Genomic DNA, 17,287 nt, shown 5'->3' with positions numbered 1-17,287 from the left:
TTATCTTGTTATTCTGTTTTCTATTTTTTTAAAATGCCCTCTGTATACAAAACGTCATTCATTTTTCTGACTGCATCTGCCGACGCTTTAAATAGTGCTTGTTCTTTGTCGGACAATTCCATCGGTACAATTCTATCCCAACCTTTATTGTTAATAATAACAGGGACTCCGATATTGATGTCTTCTTGACCATATTCGCCTTCTAAAAATACAGAGGCTGTGAATAACTTGTTCTGGTTTTTTACAATACTTTCGACCATCGCTGCCGCTGCAGCCCCAGGAGCATACCAAGCAGAGGTACCTATTAAAGCGGTCAATGTAGCCCCTCCAACCATTGTTTTTTTAACAATCTCGTCTTCTTCCTCTTCGGTTAAAAAGGAGTCCACTTTAACACTATTCCAAGTCGCATGTTTGATCAAAGGAATCATCGTTGTGTCGCCATGTCCGCCAATAACGATCGCATTGAGGTCATTTGCAGAAGCGTTCAATTTGTCAGAAATCTGATATTTAAAGCGTGCCGAGTCTAATGCTCCACCCATTCCTATAATTCGATTCTTCGGTAATCCACTTGCCTTTAATGCCAAATAGGTCATCGTATCCATTGGATTGGATACAATAAGAATAATAATATCTGGGGAGTGTTTAATTAGGTTCTCGACAACCGATTTCACGATGCCAGCATTGGTGCCAATAAGTTCCTCACGCGTCATCCCTGGTTTGCGTGGAAGACCGGATGTAATGACAGCGACGCTAGATCCCGATGTTGCTTGATAATCGTTTGTGACCCCTTTGATATGGGATTCGAAGCCTAAAAGAGCGGCGGTTTGCATCATATCCTGCGCTTTACCTTCTGCGAAGCCTTCTTTAATATCAAGGAGCACAATTTCTTCTGCTATATTGCGTCTTACCAGATTGTCTGCGGTAGTTGCTCCAACTGCGCCTGCACCAACAACGGTTATCTTCATAGTATGGGGTTTTATGTACTTCTTAAATTTAACAAAATTTATCGTTAATCAGTCCTAATTAGCCCAGTAAATTCCAATAATCTGCTAATTTACATCCAATTGTCGTTGTAGCGCTATTAGAATGGATATCCGATCGCTAAGTTAAATACCAAGTTATCGCGGCGCCAATCACGCTCGCGGATATCAATATATTTAAATACCCAACGATCTCCTTTGTCGCGATAAGGAACGCGAAATGGAATAGCAAAGTCCGTACGTATAATCAAAAAATCTAAATCTACGCGTAGTCCAACACCTCCACCAACAGCAAGCTCTGAGAGAAACTCTTTGCTGAATTTACCACCAGGTTTGTTTACATCTTCACGTTGTAACCAAACGTTACCCGCATCAACAAACGCGGCCCAGTGGAACATCCCTGCAATTTTCGAACGGTATTCCGTATTTAATTCGAGTTTCATGTCACCCGTTTGATCTGCAAAGAAGTTCTCTTCTCCAAGATTTTCAGGAAGCGAAGATCCAGGACCTACAGATCTTGCTCTAAATGCTCTTAAACCATTTGGACCACCCGTAAAGTATTGTTTTAAATAAGGTAATGAACGGGAGTTTCCATACGAATAACTCGTTCCAATCATAATGCGCGAAGCAAGTTGAGAGTTCGGAGAGAGCTTCATATAATGACGTAAATCCGCTTCCGCTTTTACAAATTGAGAATAGGCAGTACCGAATAATTCTTTAATGTTACCACCATTGTAATCAGCGCCTTGAATAAGCCCTAATATATTACCAGAAGTATTTAAACCCGCTTTCGCATAGAATGTATGGGTCTTATTCTCCATTGTATTGGTGAACGTATAAGTATAGTTCGGCCCGAATGAGAACTGCGGATCAACAATATGGCGTAGGGTAGGAACGGTATCCATTTGCGCTCGATATTCATCTGAAATACCTCTCGGCTGCACATAGATGATCTCTGCAAGCGTTAAATTATGTTCTTTCTGTTCGTTTTCTTTCCATGCATATCCGAAATTCGTTGTAAAGGAATTCAACGTATAGGCTGTTCGTCTGTTCAAGAATTCATATCCAACTTTTAAGAAAGTCCTAGGAATATAACGTCTTCCAGGAGCCCATTTGTAAGGGGATAGCAGTCTCGGCCAATTAATCCCAACCTCTGTACCATAACGTATATAACTAGAATTTAAATTGACATTGCCACCTGTTTGCGTTTCATATCCACCGAAAACCGAAAGTGTTACGGTCTCAAAACCTTTGAACGCATTTTTGAAAGTCCAATTAATATTCGCTTCTGTACCATTATAAACAGATGCCGTTTTTGCAATCAGCTCTAATCGTAGGGCGCGCTTCTGCATTGGCGTCAAGTAATAGTAGACATCAAGTGTATTTGTGGAATCAGCACTATCAACAAAGTCGTTCTTCACAAATTTGAAAGCATTTAGATTAACCAAATGATTGATCGTTTGCTGATGCTCCCAACGGTTATATAACTTCCCTGGCTCCATAAAGATATGGTTGGCCAGAACCTTTTTACGAAATCTGTTTTCTCGGTCAACGATATAATACTTATCGTCGTATTTCTCAGTCCCGCGAGGGATGCGACGTCGGTTTGAGCCCGTTGTCTCTTTATAGTTCGGGAAAATATAAATATTACCTATTCTTTGTTGTTGTTTCGCTTTTGCTGGAGTCTCCGGCTTGAGCGTGACAAACATATCGACTTTGTTGTTGCCAATCGTACTGTCAACTTCTACAAGTAAATTGTCTGGACTAAAATAATAATAGCCTTTATGTTTTAAATCGTTATCGATGCGTTCGCGATCCCCGATAATTACATCTAAGTTGTAATTAGAACCTTCTTTTAAGAAAGTTTGATCTTTGGATTCTAATATGGAGCGTCCAATTTGTGTCGTACTATCCACATCCATTTTAACAGAATTTATCCGATAGATTTTTCCAGGATAAGCATCGTATCGAACTGTCGCAAACTTACCATCTATAATAGTATCAGAAGTCGCACGCGCTTGAAAGAAACCTAAGTTTTCCATCTTTCCACGCAGCAAATTCTGATTGTATTCGCGATTTACATCACTTAAAAGGACTGGTTTCTCTCCATTTTTTTTCAACCACTTACGCACGAAGTTGTCTGTAGAATCCGGACCTCCGCCCATATTCCACATGCCAAGCTTGAAATAAATTCCAGCTAACTTTTTATTTGGTTTAGGCATCAAGGACGATTCTAGGAAAGTCTCAAACGCCTCTTTACGATCTAAAGCCATCGAGTCATGATGAATCACAACGTCTCCTTCTTTGTATAATTTTTGATCGTCGGCAATATATTTAGTCGGATTACAACTACTCAATAATAGCCCTAAAAAGCAAGGTATGACTAGTTTATTTCTCATTTGATTCCCCTTCCTCTTCTTCGTTTTTGATGGCTGCCTTTTTAGGCTCTGTTACTTTACTTGTATCAGGAAGATTCTTTGTCGTATCTTTCTGTTCCTGCTGTTTCTTCAATTCTTGTTTTTGTTCCTCTTCAATACGTTTTCTGTATTCCGGGCTATGTTTCATTAGACTATCACGAATGACAAGACGTACGCTATCACGATAGATTGAATCCGTATCCATACGATCCACATCGAATCTCTTTCTAAATCCACGGCTGTCAGTATTGTAGGCAGCAATGGCTTTCGAACTCATAAACAATTCTTTAAAGCGGTCGTAGCTCATATTAATGATGAAACCAATACCAGTTTCGACAAACTGACCTTGTAAGGTCGCTTGATATTGATTTTTGCGATAAACTCGAGCGAAATAGCGCCCGTCTTTAGACAATTGATAATCTAAAGAGATATCACCTGCAATATTTGTCGCCTTCTCGCCAGGTCTTGAGTTACCCTCGACTTCAAAATTGGATCCAATCGTAATCTTCAATCTATCGTCGAATAACATTTTCGAAATACCGACATTTAAGTCTGTTCGCGTTTGAGCTGTTCCAGTAAGATAGTCCTCTTCGGAATTTAAATTGAAGTCTAATTCAACTCCTTTAATTAGATCGGACGCTAAATTATTTAATTGACTCGTTAAGAATGAACTCACGGTACTTCTAGCAATTAATTCCGCTCCACCGCCGGAAAGACTCTCAAATGGATTGTTCGACATAAAACGTCCTAACGCTATTAATGAGAATACTTGTTTGTTCAATTCAGCCGGGTCTTCACGTATATTCGACAAAGCAATATTAACCTTACTAATCACGTCTTGTGAAGCAACCGCATTATTTTCATCCACATCGATATCAAAGTTAATCTGTGGCTTAAAGAGTTCACCTGTCAATATCAACTTCACATTGAAAGGAATTCGTTGCTTATATAAATTCTGACTCTCAGCACCAATTTGATTCTGAACAAGTTCTAATGTGGCGAATTTACCAGAATAAAGGGCCGTAATATCTAGACGAGCATCTAACGGGTCACCATTCCAAGTAATTGTACTCCCTTTTTGGAATCTAAAATCTTTGGATATCGGACCAAATGAAAAGGTATAATCACCATCTTCAACTGTAAAGGTACCTGACATCGTAATTTTATCGTTTGCATCGATGGTTGTGTTGATTTCTGCAATACCCTGAATATCCAAAGCGTCTTGCGTTCCTTCATCAAGTATGATTTTGAATTTTGCTTGAGGGTCAGTACTTAAATTCAATGCTATATCGTAACCAGATAGGGTAGTAGCAGTTGTCATCGAATCTAATCGTGCAAAAACGTTTGCTCGTGCTGTATCGCTCTTATCGACGAATTTTACGACTCCGTCTCGTTGTGCAAGTCCTGGATCCTCGTTTGGTACAATAAAGTTAAAGTCTGTACGGTCATTAGCTTTTACATTCCCATCAATTCTAGGCTTGTTTAAATCTCCTGTAATTCGAAGATTCGACGTTACGTACATTTTGCCAAAGAACAAGTCGTTATCCTCTCTCGTCGAGTTCATAACTTCGAAGTCGTCCGTTGTTAAATTCAGATTGAATACAAAATCAGTATATGTCGATGTTCTAATTGATCCATTCAGGCGAGCAACGTTATTCTTCGAGTCTACCAAGTTAAATTGTTTGAAAGCTATTCCCTGATCATTGAAATATACTTTCTGGCCATCGATTTTCATATTAGAATTTAACATCGAGGCGTTTATTATCGCATCATTGAATGTTAGTTCTCCATTAATACGTGGAGCGGCTGAGGTCCCCGTAATTCGTAATGAACCTGATAAATCACCCTGTGATCCCCTTAATTGTCCCATACTGAAGGCTTCAATGGTTTTCACTGTCATCGGCTTCAAATCCAATGTAGCGTCAATTTGCATATCGCCATTCGGAGGAATGATAACATCTCCTATTAGTTGTACATCATTGCCATTCTCCGTGATTCTTACATCAGCAGAATATGTGTTCTCCTTGATGTTATTAACCTTTAACATCACATTCCCGACAGTATCCTTTCCAAAAAAGAATTTATCAATGGTAAGATCCGATACAAAAACAGGACTAGACTCTAGTCGAGATACAGTAGCCGTACCATTAATACCACCGCCCAGCGTAAGGTTTTCGGAGTTCAACATGCGCGTTATGGTCTCGATTCTAAAATTATTGAACGTCAGATCGATTGGCGCGTTTAAGGTGGAATCCTTAGACTGTATAATCATTTCCTGTCCATCTTTGGAAAGGTGGAAATCATTCGCTCGAACGCCCGCCTTGCCGAAACTCAGTAAGTTGTTTGGATTAATGCCCCATTTTTCATAGTTCAGCATTAAACCATCTTCTTTTAATGAGAAGTTATAATTATTTGCATCGACGGACATGTTTGCACCAAGATGGTACTGTTCCTTATCGTCTTTATCCTTAATCCAAAGCCCTAAGTCGACTTTGTTTTCTATAACGTTACCACTGAATACCGTATTTCTCAACTCTACACCACTTACTTTGATATGTTCAATCAAAGCATTATAGTACATTGTACTATCAACGGTTATGATATCCATACCAATGTTTTCAATCTCAGTACCATCATATAAGATCTTCGGAGCCATTAACTTCGCCATCAATGACTTGTCAGCACTATTAAAGGTACCATCCAACGTTATATCTTGTAGTTCCTCGAGTTCTGGTAAGAATTCTCGTATGATTCTCGCATTATTTATGCGCGCACTAAACTCGAATTGTTGAGGTGAATATTCAAGCTTGTCATGATTGTTTGAAGGATTATAGTATGTTCTAATAATATCTTGAATCGAAGAACCAAGTTCAGTCAATTTATATTTACCCGCAAGATGCGCATTCAAGAATTCTGAACTCAAAATTAAAATATTCCTATTGGTATCCGCTTGAGCTTTTAAAGCGACCGTATCCAATACATAACGCTCATCGTTGTATGCAATCGATGAGTTTGCAATTTGCAACGAACCATTTAAATGATCTAAATCAAGTGTCTCAAAATCGGCAATGATCTTACCGTGATACTTTAGATTTTGATCCATTAATTTCAAGTTCTTCAAATTAATACTGTCAACCATCATCTCTGCGTAAAGCTTCGGATATTGACCATGCATATTCGCTTGAATGCTAGCATTCAATTGTATATTGGGATCAGGACTATGTAGGTTTGCAGAAATATCTCCTCGATCGGCGGTGAAATCAAAATCAATGTCTCGGTATCCGTAGCCCATGGCATCTAAACGTTTCAACGTTCCGGTGGCATCAGCAATCATCGTTTTTGGATTTAAACCAGTACCTTTTACCTGTGCTTGAGCAGCTATATAGCCTAAAACAGAATCTTGCTTTAAGAATTCGCCAAGATTGAAATTGTCGACCGACACGAATGCATTGTAGGTTGTGTCGCGTCCCATGTCTAATCGACCGTTAACCGTTGCATTCCCTTGTTCAGTTACCAATTTCAAATCGGTATCAAAGCCAGACATTCCACCTTTGAAAGTACCCACAAGGCTGATGTTTTTCGGTAATTGTATGCTATCTGGCAATAGGGAAGGAGCAATTAGTCGATTAAGATCTGCTCGGCTTGTTGTCATTTTGCGAATATCCAGATCTAGATACATTTTGTTCATATCTGGCAAGCCTTTGATATGAGCCGATGCAATAAGATGCGTGTTGTTTAAGGTCTTAAATTCAACTTTAGGGATTCTTAAATCATTTAATTTACCCAATACCTTCCCATCAATGTAGAATTTTTTATCCATCAATGGTTTCATTGTCGCTTCCTTTTCAAGATCCGGGGCGAGATATCGAATATCACGCATGTCAATCTGTGTTTTCTTTAAGGTAGCTTCAATTTCTACTAGACTTGGATTGTTGGAAACGGCTTCAAGTGACGGATAAGAAACCTTGATATTATCCCGAATAATCGAGTTTGGTGTTTCAATCAAGAAATCTTTCACGATAGCACCCGTATTGGTGTATACGAAATCACCTTTCAATTGCTTTAACTGGAATCCTGAATGGTCTTTAACGGCAAGATTTGTCAGATTTCCCGAGATAGAGTCGGCAGAGTAATAGATATTATCCATTGCGCCCGCGAGATCGGTAAGTTTCAGATTGAAGTAATCCAGTCCCTTCATTCGAGGTTGTGTATCGTCTTTAAACCAAACGTTTGTATGCGCAATACCTAACTTCTCTACGGAGACAACCCAATTAATTGGACTCGACGCTGATGTGTCAGTCTTTGCTTTGACAGCAGGTTTACCAAGAAAAACTTCAGACTCCGAATTTGTTAACTTAACTTCTTTAAGTTTAACGAGTTCTTTATTGAGGTCAATCTCATCAACGTTTGCAATCAGTTCTTTTATGTCAAACTTCGTATTAATATTCGAAGCCTCATCATCATATTGTACATAAATGTTTTTTAGACCGAGCACTTCTGTCGCCAGATTAGGTAGCAGTGAACTTGCTTCGACCGATGGGTCATTAATTCCAAAATCTGAAGCATCTGGTGCTTCGTCTTGACTAACGACAGACCATTGTTTAATTTTTGCTTGTAAGCCATCAATATTGATTTTAGGCATATTGAAGGACATGTTTTTCGTTAAATCAAAGGTCTTTATTCGGGTGTCAAAATGATTTAAATATAAGTCTGCAGAAGTTCCTATAACGTCGTCTTTATAAACGAAACGAATTCGTTCAAAAAGTACTTTGTCGATATTGAAAACGAGGGCAGAAGTGGAGTCAGCAGTTGCGGTACTTTCTTTTTCAGTAGCAAATGCATTAATGATGTACGAAAAGTTAAAGCTGCTATCAGGTAGATTTCTATTAATCTTAGCGGTAATCCCCTTAAGCTCAAATTCGTTAATTTCAACCGTGTTTTTTAGGAGTTTAAACATGTTGATATCCACCAACAATTGCTCCCCCGCCAATAATGTATCCTTCGACTGATCGGCAAAAAAGACGTTCTCGAGTACTAATTTTTTGGGAAATGTAATGTTGATATGTCCGATTTCAACTTGAGTACCAATTTTATTTTCTAAATAGTTCGTGACCTTGCCGACAATATAATTTTGAACAGCAGGAAGACGGACTAAGAAAACGATCAGTAACGCCAAAGCGATTATGGAACCAATTATCCATAAGAATGTTTTGATTGCAATACGGCCGAATTTATTCAAAGCAGGAGATGTCTTTTTTTATAATTATCTTTTAATTCTAATTTATTAACGAATGAAAACAGAAAATGTTTGATTCTCGATAATTTTATTAGTGTTAATACCCCTACAAATATAGGTGTTGCATTGCAAAAAGCGCTAAAATATTGCTAATCAATCATCAGTTTATATTTGCTAAGATTTTAGTATATTTATCATTGTCAAGATCAATCTAAACTTATACTATGAAAAGAAAGCAATTTATTGCAAGCATGTTCATTGGAGCAGCTGCGGGCTCCCTTTTAAACAGTTGCGTAGAACCTAAAAACAAATCAAATCATATGGATACATCCTTATCAAAAGACACTATTGTACATTCTGTTTATTTTTGGCTGAAAGAAGGAATTACGCCTGAAGAAGAAAAGGATTTTTTAAATTTCTTTGCCATCTTGGGTAAGATTGAAGGAATTAAGGAATTGAAGTACGGCAAACCAGCACCGACGACACCTCGTCCAGTCGTTGATAATTCATTTTCTTATCTGCTATTAGTTACTTTCCACAATATGGAGGAAATTAACGTGTATGAAACGCATCCTGAGCATTTAGCCGCTATAGAGAAGTATAAAAAGTATTGGACAAAAGTTGAAGTAAAAGACGCTATATTAATGTAAACATAAAAGGAGATGCACCCGAGCATCTCCTTTCTAATTTAACTTAACCTAAACTACTGAAAAATCCTTATTAGTGAACCTCGATATCACGAGGACCTTCTTGTTCGACTGTATCAGTATCCGCTGCGTCTTCAGCAGGTTTTTCAGAGCGTTCAACCGTGATTTTACACTCCGTCAACAAGGCTGCTAACGCGCCTACTGCTGCAAAGATTGGCGCAAAGACCACTCCGATAACTCCTAAAGTCACTGGAAAGCTCATGATGTCTTTTCCTGACTTATCTGAAATGCTGATCTTCGTTACGTTTCCTTCAGCAATGATTTCTTTTACTCTTTTTAATAAGTTCTCACCAGTAATAGTGAATGTTTCTTTGATTGACATATCTCTTCTTTTATTTGATTAACAATTATTTACCTTACTTGTTTAATTTGTTATTCAAAAGTACATCATGTTCGAGATATCTGTATACATGAATAGGTTAAATGAGTTTTAAATTCGGTGAATTACCGATTTTATTCGGTGAATTCCGTCTCTATTACAGGAGCTCATTCATCATAATTAAGATTCCCATAAGCAGAACAAAGTAACCAAAGAATGGTTTTAGTTTGGAACCATCTATGCGTTGACTAAGCCAGGTTCCGAGCAACATGCCAATTATAGCGATTCCAGTTATCTCCAATAGCAAAGGCCAATGAATAGCTAAAACATTCTTACTGCTGAGAAACCCAAATAGTGAATTGAAGGCAATGATAAATAGAGAAGATCCAATTGCAGTTTTGATTGGCATCTTATTAAAAATAACGAGTGCAGGAATAATTAAGAACCCTCCACCAGCACCGACCAAGCCAACGAGTAGCCCAATCATCAGACCTTGTATTCCGATTTTTAGAATCGAGGACTTCGATTTTTGTGCTATTGTTGATGACTCTTTCTTAAAGATCATGTTGAAACTCGCCTTCAGCATCAATAGAGCGAAAAGAAGCATGACCAATAAGTCTTTCGTCCATATCATATCTGGAGTGCTAATAATTTCATTTGGAAGCATAGGATGGATGTAATGGCGCATGATGAAAACCCCAAGAATTGACGGGATGCCAAAGAAAAATGAAGTCTTATAGTCTACGAGTTTGTTTTTTCCATAGGGAACCATGCCGATCAGGCTGCTTATTCCGACAATAAATAAGGAGTAGGTTGTTGCCAGATAGGGTTCTATTCGAAATAAATATACCATTACAGGTACGGTTAATATACTTCCTCCTGCACCAATTAAGCCAAGTATCAAACCAATGCCTATCGCTGCTATAAATCCAATTATTTCCATTCTGTCAAATTTTGATGGTTCAAAGGTGACGGTTTAGCGTTGCAATTTTGGTTACCTTTGTTACACAGGGGAAGGATTGACTTTTGTTTGACCTGAGCAAACCTCCCAGTCTATGTTAAGCATGTAACTTATGTTACCAATGGGCGGCCTGTCAGTACGTACCTTTGTAAAAAAATGAAAGGATATATGGATATCATCTTAGAACCATGGCCATGGTATGTTGGAGGAGCACTTGTTGCACTCATTATGGTCGCATTGATTTATCTTGGAAAGAGTTTCGGATTCTCGTCGAATTTCAGGAATCTATGTTCTGCCTTAGGTGCAGGTAAGAATTGTAGTTTTTTCGACTTTGATTGGAAGGCACAACGATGGAATATACTATTCCTTGTAGGTTCGATAATAGGCGGCTTTGTTGCTGCTCATTACTTATCCAATAATCAAGTCCCAGCAATCACAGAAGATACAATTACACAACTCCAGTCGATGGGTTTTGAATCAGCTGGATCCGCCTATTCCCCAACGGAGATCTTTGGTGAATTGAGCCTGAAAAACGTGCTAATCTTAGCGATCGGAGGCTTGTTGATTGGGTTTGGAACGCGCTATGCAGGGGGTTGTACCTCGGGGCATGCGATATCTGGATTGAGTGACTTGCAATGGCCGTCTTTGGTTGCTGTAATTGGATTTTTTATCGGTGGCCTGCTTATGGTTCACTTACTGTTCCCTTTAATCTTCTAAAATAAAAATGAGAAAGTTATTATTTATTATACTTGGCGTTCTATTCGGTGTGGTGATGTATAAAGCAGAAGCTGCATCTTGGTTTAGGATTTATGAAATGTTCAATTTCCAATCCTTCCATATGTATGGGTTTATAGGCACTGCCCTGGTCGTTGGTGTTATTGCTGTTCAAATCATTAAACGTACTCAAGCAAAAGATATTGACGGCGAGAAGATTCAAATTGCCGATAAAGCCAAATCGATTCCTCGCTATCTTATAGGCGGCATATTGTTTGGATTAGGCTGGGCATTAGTTGGGGCTTGTCCTGGACCTCTATTTGTGCTGCTCGGCGCCGGGGTTTATTCTATTCTGATTGTAATTGTGTTCGCATTAATAGGGACTTATTTGTATGGATTGTTGCGTCATAAGTTGCCACATTAAAACTCATCTTATGTAACATTTGTAACTGAGTGTGACTAAAATTAGGGTTAGCTTTGTTATATTATGAAAGTTTTTATAATCTAAGGTTTAAACCTGTGTTATAGAAGCAATTTTAAAAACGAAATTTAAATTTAGAGATGTTTTTTCAACAAGTTTACGACAAGACGCTAGCACAAGCTAGCTATTTTATAGGTTGTCAAGCCAAAAAGGTTGCTATTGTTATTGATGCCAAACGTGATATCGATACCTATCTTGAGATCGCCAAGCAGAATAATATGGAAATTACGCATATAGCGGAGACCCATATTCACGCTGATTTTTTAGCTGGATCGCGTGAACTCGCAAAGGCTACTGGTGCCAAATTATATCTTTCAGATGAAGGAGGGGAGAGTTGGCAATATGAATTTCCACATGAAGGCTTAAAAGACAATGATGTTATTCAGGTAGGTAACTTAACTTTAACAGTTATGCATACGCCTGGACATACGCCAGAAAGTATTAGCTTTCTACTTCGCGATCATCCAGCATCTGACGAACCTGTTATGATCTTCACTGGCGATTTTGTTTTTGTCGGAGATATCGGTCGCCCGGACTTATTGGAAGAAGCAGCAGGTTTGATTGGAACGAAAGAAATTGGTGCGGAACAGATGTTTCAATCCTTGAAAAAGTTTGTTGCCCTGCCTGATTATGTTCAGGTTTGGCCGGGACATGGTGCAGGTTCTGCATGTGGGAAAGCATTAGGCGCCGTACCGAGCAGTACAGTTGGGTATGAGAAGATTCGTAATTGGGCATTTCAGTTTGGAAATGACTACGAAGGGTTTAAAAACTATTTGTTAAGTGATCAACCCGAAGCTCCAACCTATTTTGCCATGATGAAAAAGCTCAATAAGGTTGAACGCCCTCTGCTCGTGGAAATACCAAAACATCCAAATCTGAGTGTTACTGATGCGCTTTCAAATGACAACAGTATACTTGTTGATACACGCAATAAAGTTGAGTTTGCGAAAGGACATCTAGTCAATTCGATTAATATACAGAACAATAATGCATTAGCGAATTGGTCGGGATGGATGTTGCCATACAATAGAGACTTAGTCATTATAGCAGAAGCAGGGCAGGAGGAAGAGGTTACACGAAAACTAATGCGTATAGGAATGGATCAAATTGTTGGCTTTGTAACCGATATTTCAAAATCATCCTTAGTGTCGACTAAGCTTGTTGACGCTGAGACTGTTGAAGCTTGGAAAGATGAAGAAGATACCATCTTATTAGATGTTCGCAATAGATCTGAATTTGAAACAGCTCATATATCAGGCGCTGTACATAAATTTGTGGGATATTTTCCCAAAGAATTGCCTACAGAATATGCCGATAAACGAATAATTGTACAATGCCAATCAGGTGACCGTGCGACGATTGCAACTTCGTTTTTGGAACGTGCAGGTTTTAAAAATGTATATAATTATGCAGGTAGTTTTATCGATTGGACTCGATTAGGAAAAGAAACGATCAAATAAGGATATCGATGAGTTTAATTGCAAATGCATACCAGAATGTATTAGAACCCGCTTTAATCGAAGAGATTGAAGCGGTTGCTATTATGAAGACTTTCCAAGCGGGGGAGACTATAATCGACATTGGTCAATATGTTCGAGCAATGCCCTTGTTGATTGAAGGCGCGATCAAAATAGTTCGTGAGGACCTCAAGGAAGGGGAGATCTTACTGTATTATTTAGCAAAAGGTGAGACTTGTACCATGTCTATCGCTTGTTGCGTAGGTAACAAGAAAAGTGAAATACGCGCGCAGGCGGAAATGAAAACACTTGTCGCCATGATCCCTAACCAATATCTCAATGAATGGCTTGCGAAATATAGTTCGTGGCGTGAATTTATTTTAAGCAGTTATTCTTCAAGAATGAATGAAATGCTTGGCGCCATTGATAATTTAGCTTTCTCCAATATGGAAATGCGTATTATGAGTTACTTGAAAGAAAAAGTCAGACTTACTGAAAGTCCCATCCTTACACTTACCCATCAAGAAATAGCTTCAGATCTTAATAGTTCTCGGGTTGTGGTTTCCCGTATTCTGAAGAAATTGGAGAATGAGAATCAAATCTTACTGTTACGAAACGAGATTCGAATACTCGTCTAAAATTGTCTAGTACGCGATTAATAATTGTTAGCAAGAAAGGCTATCAAGAGGCTATAGAAAGAAATATCTTTCTGTTTAAAGACCTGTTTTAGCATGGAAATCGCTCTCGAACGAGCGAAGTATATATTGCTTGCGGAAGTTCCCAACGCTTCTGAAATTTCTCCGGTATCTTTACCATCAAAATAAGACATCTTAAATATTTGAGCTTGTTGCTTAGGTAGCTTCTCAATTTCTTGTACGATCAACTCGATGAGTTCAAAATAGATCATTTTTGTCAATATATCCTTATCTGGATTTTCTAAGTCGTAAAGCCATTCCTCTTCATGCTGAACTTTGTTCCTTCCCGACTTGATGAAATCTAAACACGCATTCTTGGTTACTAAATATAGGAATGACTTAACCGTTTCTTCACAATGGAAGTTTTCCTTTCGCTCCCATAATTTTACATAGGCATCAGAGATGATCTCTTCAGCGATCAACCTGTCCTTAATCATCTTAAGGGCGAAGAAACGAAGGGAATGGGCATATTGATCCATGAAAAAGCTCAAACTGGTTTCTTTTCCAGCACGTAAATCAACAAGCTGCTGTTCGACGTTCTTAATCATGGTAATTATTCGGTTACATAATCGGGTATTGTAAATGTAGTATTAATATATCAAAAGTAAAAATAACTAATAGTTAAATCGTAGCTTAGGCCTTACAAACGCACTTTAATGGGTTAAGCTATGGCTAAGCTAGGCCTCAGCTAGGCTTAATCCTTAAAGGATGTACAAAAAAAAGAGAGACTGTCCCGAAGGACAGCCTCTCGCTCTAACCTAAATATAAATTTATTACTCTGCTCTAAATACCCAGAACCAAGCAGTACCCCATGGGCCAGCACCAGGTTCGGCATAACTCAATATCATTTTCTCGTTGTTTAGAATGATGATATCGTATTGGTATACCGGGGCATTCCCTTCATTTGGAGATATACCGCAAAGAACAGTAATACCTCTAGTTGTCAATTTGCCCTTTGCCCAAGTCGTGCCATCATCCAACTTGACGATTTTAGTCATGTCAAATGAAAATTCACCTTGTTCTTTTGCACCAGTTGATTTTAGCTTGGTGAGTTTTGCTCCACGTAAGCTAAAGGTCATCTTGGCGCCTACACCTTCACCAGCGACTTGACCATTAATATCGGCTTCTTTTAAAGTCCACCAAGCGGGTGCAGAGTTTCCCAAATAACCACCATTGCCCCATACCGCTGGCGCTGTTTCATCCCATTTCCAGGTACGCTCGCTTCCATCGGTTAAATATCCCCATTCCAATGGAACTGGGAAAGTAAGCTCATCGACTGTCACATCAATTTTCTTGGTAATCTTAGTTCCTTCAGGATTCAGTCCTGTAAAAAGGATCTCATTGGTACCCGTGGTCACCAGTAAAACGGTGTCTGTTTTCTTTTGGGTACTTCCAACTCCGAAATCCCAAGAGGAAAGTACAGGACTCTTGTTATCTAAAATAACTTTATTTGATTTTTTACCATTCACAATGATGGGAACGGCGGTAATTTCAAGTTGATCCGCTGTTATGGCATTTCCCAATTCCATGCGATCCTCCATTGGCTCACAGGCAAAAACCAGTAAACTTAGAAAGCATAGACTAGCGTATGTTATAATTTTTCTCATGATTTAGCTTTTTAATGGTTACCAACCTGTAAACTCAGCTGCTGGCGTACCCCAACCTTTGTTTTGGGTTAAAACTCCATCCGTTAACGTTATTTCTGAATTTGGAATCGGCCAGAATCCACCTGTCGCTTCAAATCGGGCTTTATAACCTCCTCCAAAAGCTTTCATAGCCGTATTTACTCCTTTATTTTTAATGGTTATTCCTTCTTGTTTGCCAAGAGCTTCGGCTGCATCGTGCCAACGCATCAAATCAAAATAACGTAAGCCCTCAAAAGCAAGTTCCCAACGGCGTTCGCGTTTTAATGCGGCTAGGGAGTAGGCAACTGCAGGTAATTTAGCTCGCGCACGAACGCGATTCAAATTCGTAGCATCCTCTTTTAGTTCCGCATGCATTAATAAAACATCAGAAAAGCGTATTAATACTAAATCTTGTGTATGTGCTAATTGGTAGTCCGCTGCGGCAGCGTCGCTTAGAATGGCATAGGAAGGAATTAATTTACCCTCACTATAAGCAGTAACCGGAATATATTTTTTTTGCCACAATCCAGTCTCCTCCATTTGATTGTCTGCACCATATATGTAGTCTTGCAGATCGGTGTCTGCATTAATTATAGATGCGGTTCTACGAATATCTGTCGGTTCAGCTTGTCGCCAATCGTTCCAAAGACTAGTATTTACAGGGCCTGCTCCCCATCCTTGTCCAAAAGGAAATGTGCCTGCTTGTCCGTTGTTAGAACGTAAACCAAAGTGTAATAAGTATTGGTTTGTGTATCCTAGGATATATTGATCGCCCCAATCCGCTAGCGTTCCAAATTTAACAGCGAACACAGTTTCTATGTTTCCGTCACCCACCCATTTTAAATTATTGTCTTTCGCGTATTGGTAATCTTTCGCCGTATGCTCATTGCTGTATGGCCATAGATTCCTAAACTCGGGGACAAGATTGTGTCCTGAATTTTGAATACAGTCTTCTAAATATTGAATAACTTGCGCTTTTGCTAGGCTACTGCCGTCGGCGAGCGGCATGGCAGTTTTCTTATAATATCCTGTGTAGAACAAGTAGCTACGCGCGAGTAATGCTTGTGCTGCCCATTTCGTTGCATGTCCCGATGGAACAGCATTATATGCTCTGGTTGGTATCAATTCGATTGCCTTTTTTAAATCTGATCCAATCTGGGCAAACAAAGCATCGGCACTTGCTTTTGGTTGAATGCTAGCAACGGAAGCTGTCAGCAAAGGAACTTCACCAAACATCTGTGCTAATTCAAAGTAATAGAGCGCGCGCATGAAATGAACTTCGCCGAGTACTTGATTTTTTTCTGCTTCTGTACTCCATCCACTAACCTTATCTAAGGTTTCAATCGCGGTATTTGTACGTAGAATTCCTTCGTAGCGTGCTGTCCAAAACGTTAGGAAGCGATCTGGTTGCGTGTTCATTAAATGGTCTAAACCTTGCATATCCCGGTCGTTTTCACCACCTCCGCCGAAGCGATCATCGGAAGCCAATTCTGCCATATAGAAGTGGGTATGTGGGACGTTCGTGATCGCGCGACTTAAAGCCGAGTAAATTCCCGTTAGCATCTGATTGGCGTCTGCTACAGTCACAGGGAAGTTTCCCGTATTCTTTTTATTTAAGCTTTCCGTGTCCAGGAATTTTTCGCAGGACGTCATCAACAATGCGGAAGCTACTAGTATGCCTATCTTTTTCATGAT

General features: G+C 39.2%; 13 protein-coding genes. 5 read left to right on the top strand and 8 right to left on the bottom strand.

All coding sequences use genetic code 11. The features are described 5' to 3' along the window. Nucleotides 1-20: 20 nt before the first annotated feature. The 3 genes from GFH32_RS12745 to GFH32_RS12735 all read right to left on the bottom strand — a co-directional run bounded on the left by GFH32_RS12745 (nucleotide 21) and on the right by GFH32_RS12735 (nucleotide 8,636). Nucleotides 21-965, bottom strand: a complete 945-nt coding sequence (locus tag GFH32_RS12745; protein ID WP_153511965.1) for a malate dehydrogenase — start codon at nucleotides 963-965, stop codon at nucleotides 21-23. A 116-nt stretch (nucleotides 966-1,081) separates the two neighbouring features. Next, the gene (tamL, locus tag GFH32_RS12740) at nucleotides 1,082-3,379 is read right to left on the bottom strand and encodes a translocation and assembly module lipoprotein TamL (RefSeq protein WP_153511964.1); all 2,298 of its coding nucleotides are present in this window, start codon (nucleotides 3,377-3,379) and stop codon (nucleotides 1,082-1,084) included. Next, the gene (locus GFH32_RS12735; protein WP_153511963.1) at nucleotides 3,369-8,636 is read right to left on the bottom strand and encodes a translocation/assembly module TamB domain-containing protein; all 5,268 of its coding nucleotides are present in this window, start codon (nucleotides 8,634-8,636) and stop codon (nucleotides 3,369-3,371) included. Before GFH32_RS12735 ends, tamL begins: the two co-directional genes overlap by 11 nt. Before the next feature lie 221 nt (nucleotides 8,637-8,857). Here GFH32_RS12735 and GFH32_RS12730 point away from each other — a divergent pair, with 221 nt between their 5' ends. Continuing rightward, a complete protein-coding gene (locus GFH32_RS12730; protein ID WP_153511962.1) occupies nucleotides 8,858-9,283 on the top strand; it encodes a Dabb family protein in 426 nt (141 codons plus the stop codon). A 70-nt stretch (nucleotides 9,284-9,353) separates the two neighbouring features. On the opposite strand, the gene GFH32_RS12725 is transcribed toward GFH32_RS12730, so the two are convergent. Further along, nucleotides 9,354-9,662: a DUF4342 domain-containing protein gene (locus GFH32_RS12725; RefSeq protein WP_153511961.1), complete on the bottom strand. Its 309-nt coding sequence runs from the start codon at nucleotides 9,660-9,662 to the stop codon at nucleotides 9,354-9,356. 154 nt (nucleotides 9,663-9,816) lie between these two features. Continuing rightward, nucleotides 9,817-10,602, bottom strand: a complete 786-nt coding sequence (locus GFH32_RS12720) for a sulfite exporter TauE/SafE family protein (RefSeq protein ID WP_153511960.1) — start codon at nucleotides 10,600-10,602, stop codon at nucleotides 9,817-9,819. A 174-nt stretch (nucleotides 10,603-10,776) separates the two neighbouring features. Between GFH32_RS12720 and GFH32_RS12715 the strand changes: the two genes are divergently transcribed. The 4 genes from GFH32_RS12715 (at nucleotide 10,777) to GFH32_RS12700 (ending at nucleotide 13,910) form a co-directional block, all read left to right on the top strand. Next, nucleotides 10,777-11,337, top strand: a complete 561-nt coding sequence (locus GFH32_RS12715) for a YeeE/YedE family protein (protein WP_228384132.1) — start codon at nucleotides 10,777-10,779, stop codon at nucleotides 11,335-11,337. 7 nt (nucleotides 11,338-11,344) lie between these two features. Continuing rightward, the gene (locus GFH32_RS12710) at nucleotides 11,345-11,758 is read left to right on the top strand and encodes a DUF6691 family protein (RefSeq protein ID WP_153511959.1); all 414 of its coding nucleotides are present in this window, start codon (nucleotides 11,345-11,347) and stop codon (nucleotides 11,756-11,758) included. Nucleotides 11,759-11,895: 137 nt separating this feature from the next. Next, on the top strand, nucleotides 11,896-13,275 hold the full coding sequence (locus GFH32_RS12705; RefSeq protein WP_153511958.1) for an MBL fold metallo-hydrolase: 1,380 nt from the start codon (nucleotides 11,896-11,898) through the stop codon (nucleotides 13,273-13,275). Nucleotides 13,276-13,283: 8 nt separating this feature from the next. Further along, on the top strand, nucleotides 13,284-13,910 hold the full coding sequence (locus GFH32_RS12700) for a Crp/Fnr family transcriptional regulator (protein WP_153511957.1): 627 nt from the start codon (nucleotides 13,284-13,286) through the stop codon (nucleotides 13,908-13,910). A 17-nt stretch (nucleotides 13,911-13,927) separates the two neighbouring features. Here the strand turns inward: GFH32_RS12700 and GFH32_RS12695 are convergent, their stop codons facing one another. The 3 genes from GFH32_RS12695 to GFH32_RS12685 all read right to left on the bottom strand — a co-directional run bounded on the left by GFH32_RS12695 (nucleotide 13,928) and on the right by GFH32_RS12685 (nucleotide 17,284). After that, nucleotides 13,928-14,515 carry an RNA polymerase sigma factor gene (locus GFH32_RS12695; RefSeq protein WP_153511956.1) on the bottom strand — a complete coding sequence of 196 codons (588 nt, stop codon included), beginning with the start codon at nucleotides 14,513-14,515 and terminating at the stop codon, nucleotides 13,928-13,930. Nucleotides 14,516-14,740: 225 nt separating this feature from the next. Then, a complete protein-coding gene (locus GFH32_RS12690) occupies nucleotides 14,741-15,574 on the bottom strand; it encodes a hypothetical protein (RefSeq protein ID WP_153511955.1) in 834 nt (277 codons plus the stop codon). Nucleotides 15,575-15,592: 18 nt separating this feature from the next. Continuing rightward, nucleotides 15,593-17,284: a RagB/SusD family nutrient uptake outer membrane protein gene (locus GFH32_RS12685; protein WP_153511954.1), complete on the bottom strand. Its 1,692-nt coding sequence runs from the start codon at nucleotides 17,282-17,284 to the stop codon at nucleotides 15,593-15,595. Nucleotides 17,285-17,287: the final 3 nt, after the last annotated feature.

It is taken from the genome of Sphingobacteruim zhuxiongii (assembly GCF_009557615.1).
GTDB classification, from domain to species: Bacteria; Bacteroidota; Bacteroidia; order Sphingobacteriales; family Sphingobacteriaceae; genus Sphingobacterium; species Sphingobacterium zhuxiongii.
This window is presented reverse-complemented; position numbering and strand designations above follow the sequence as displayed.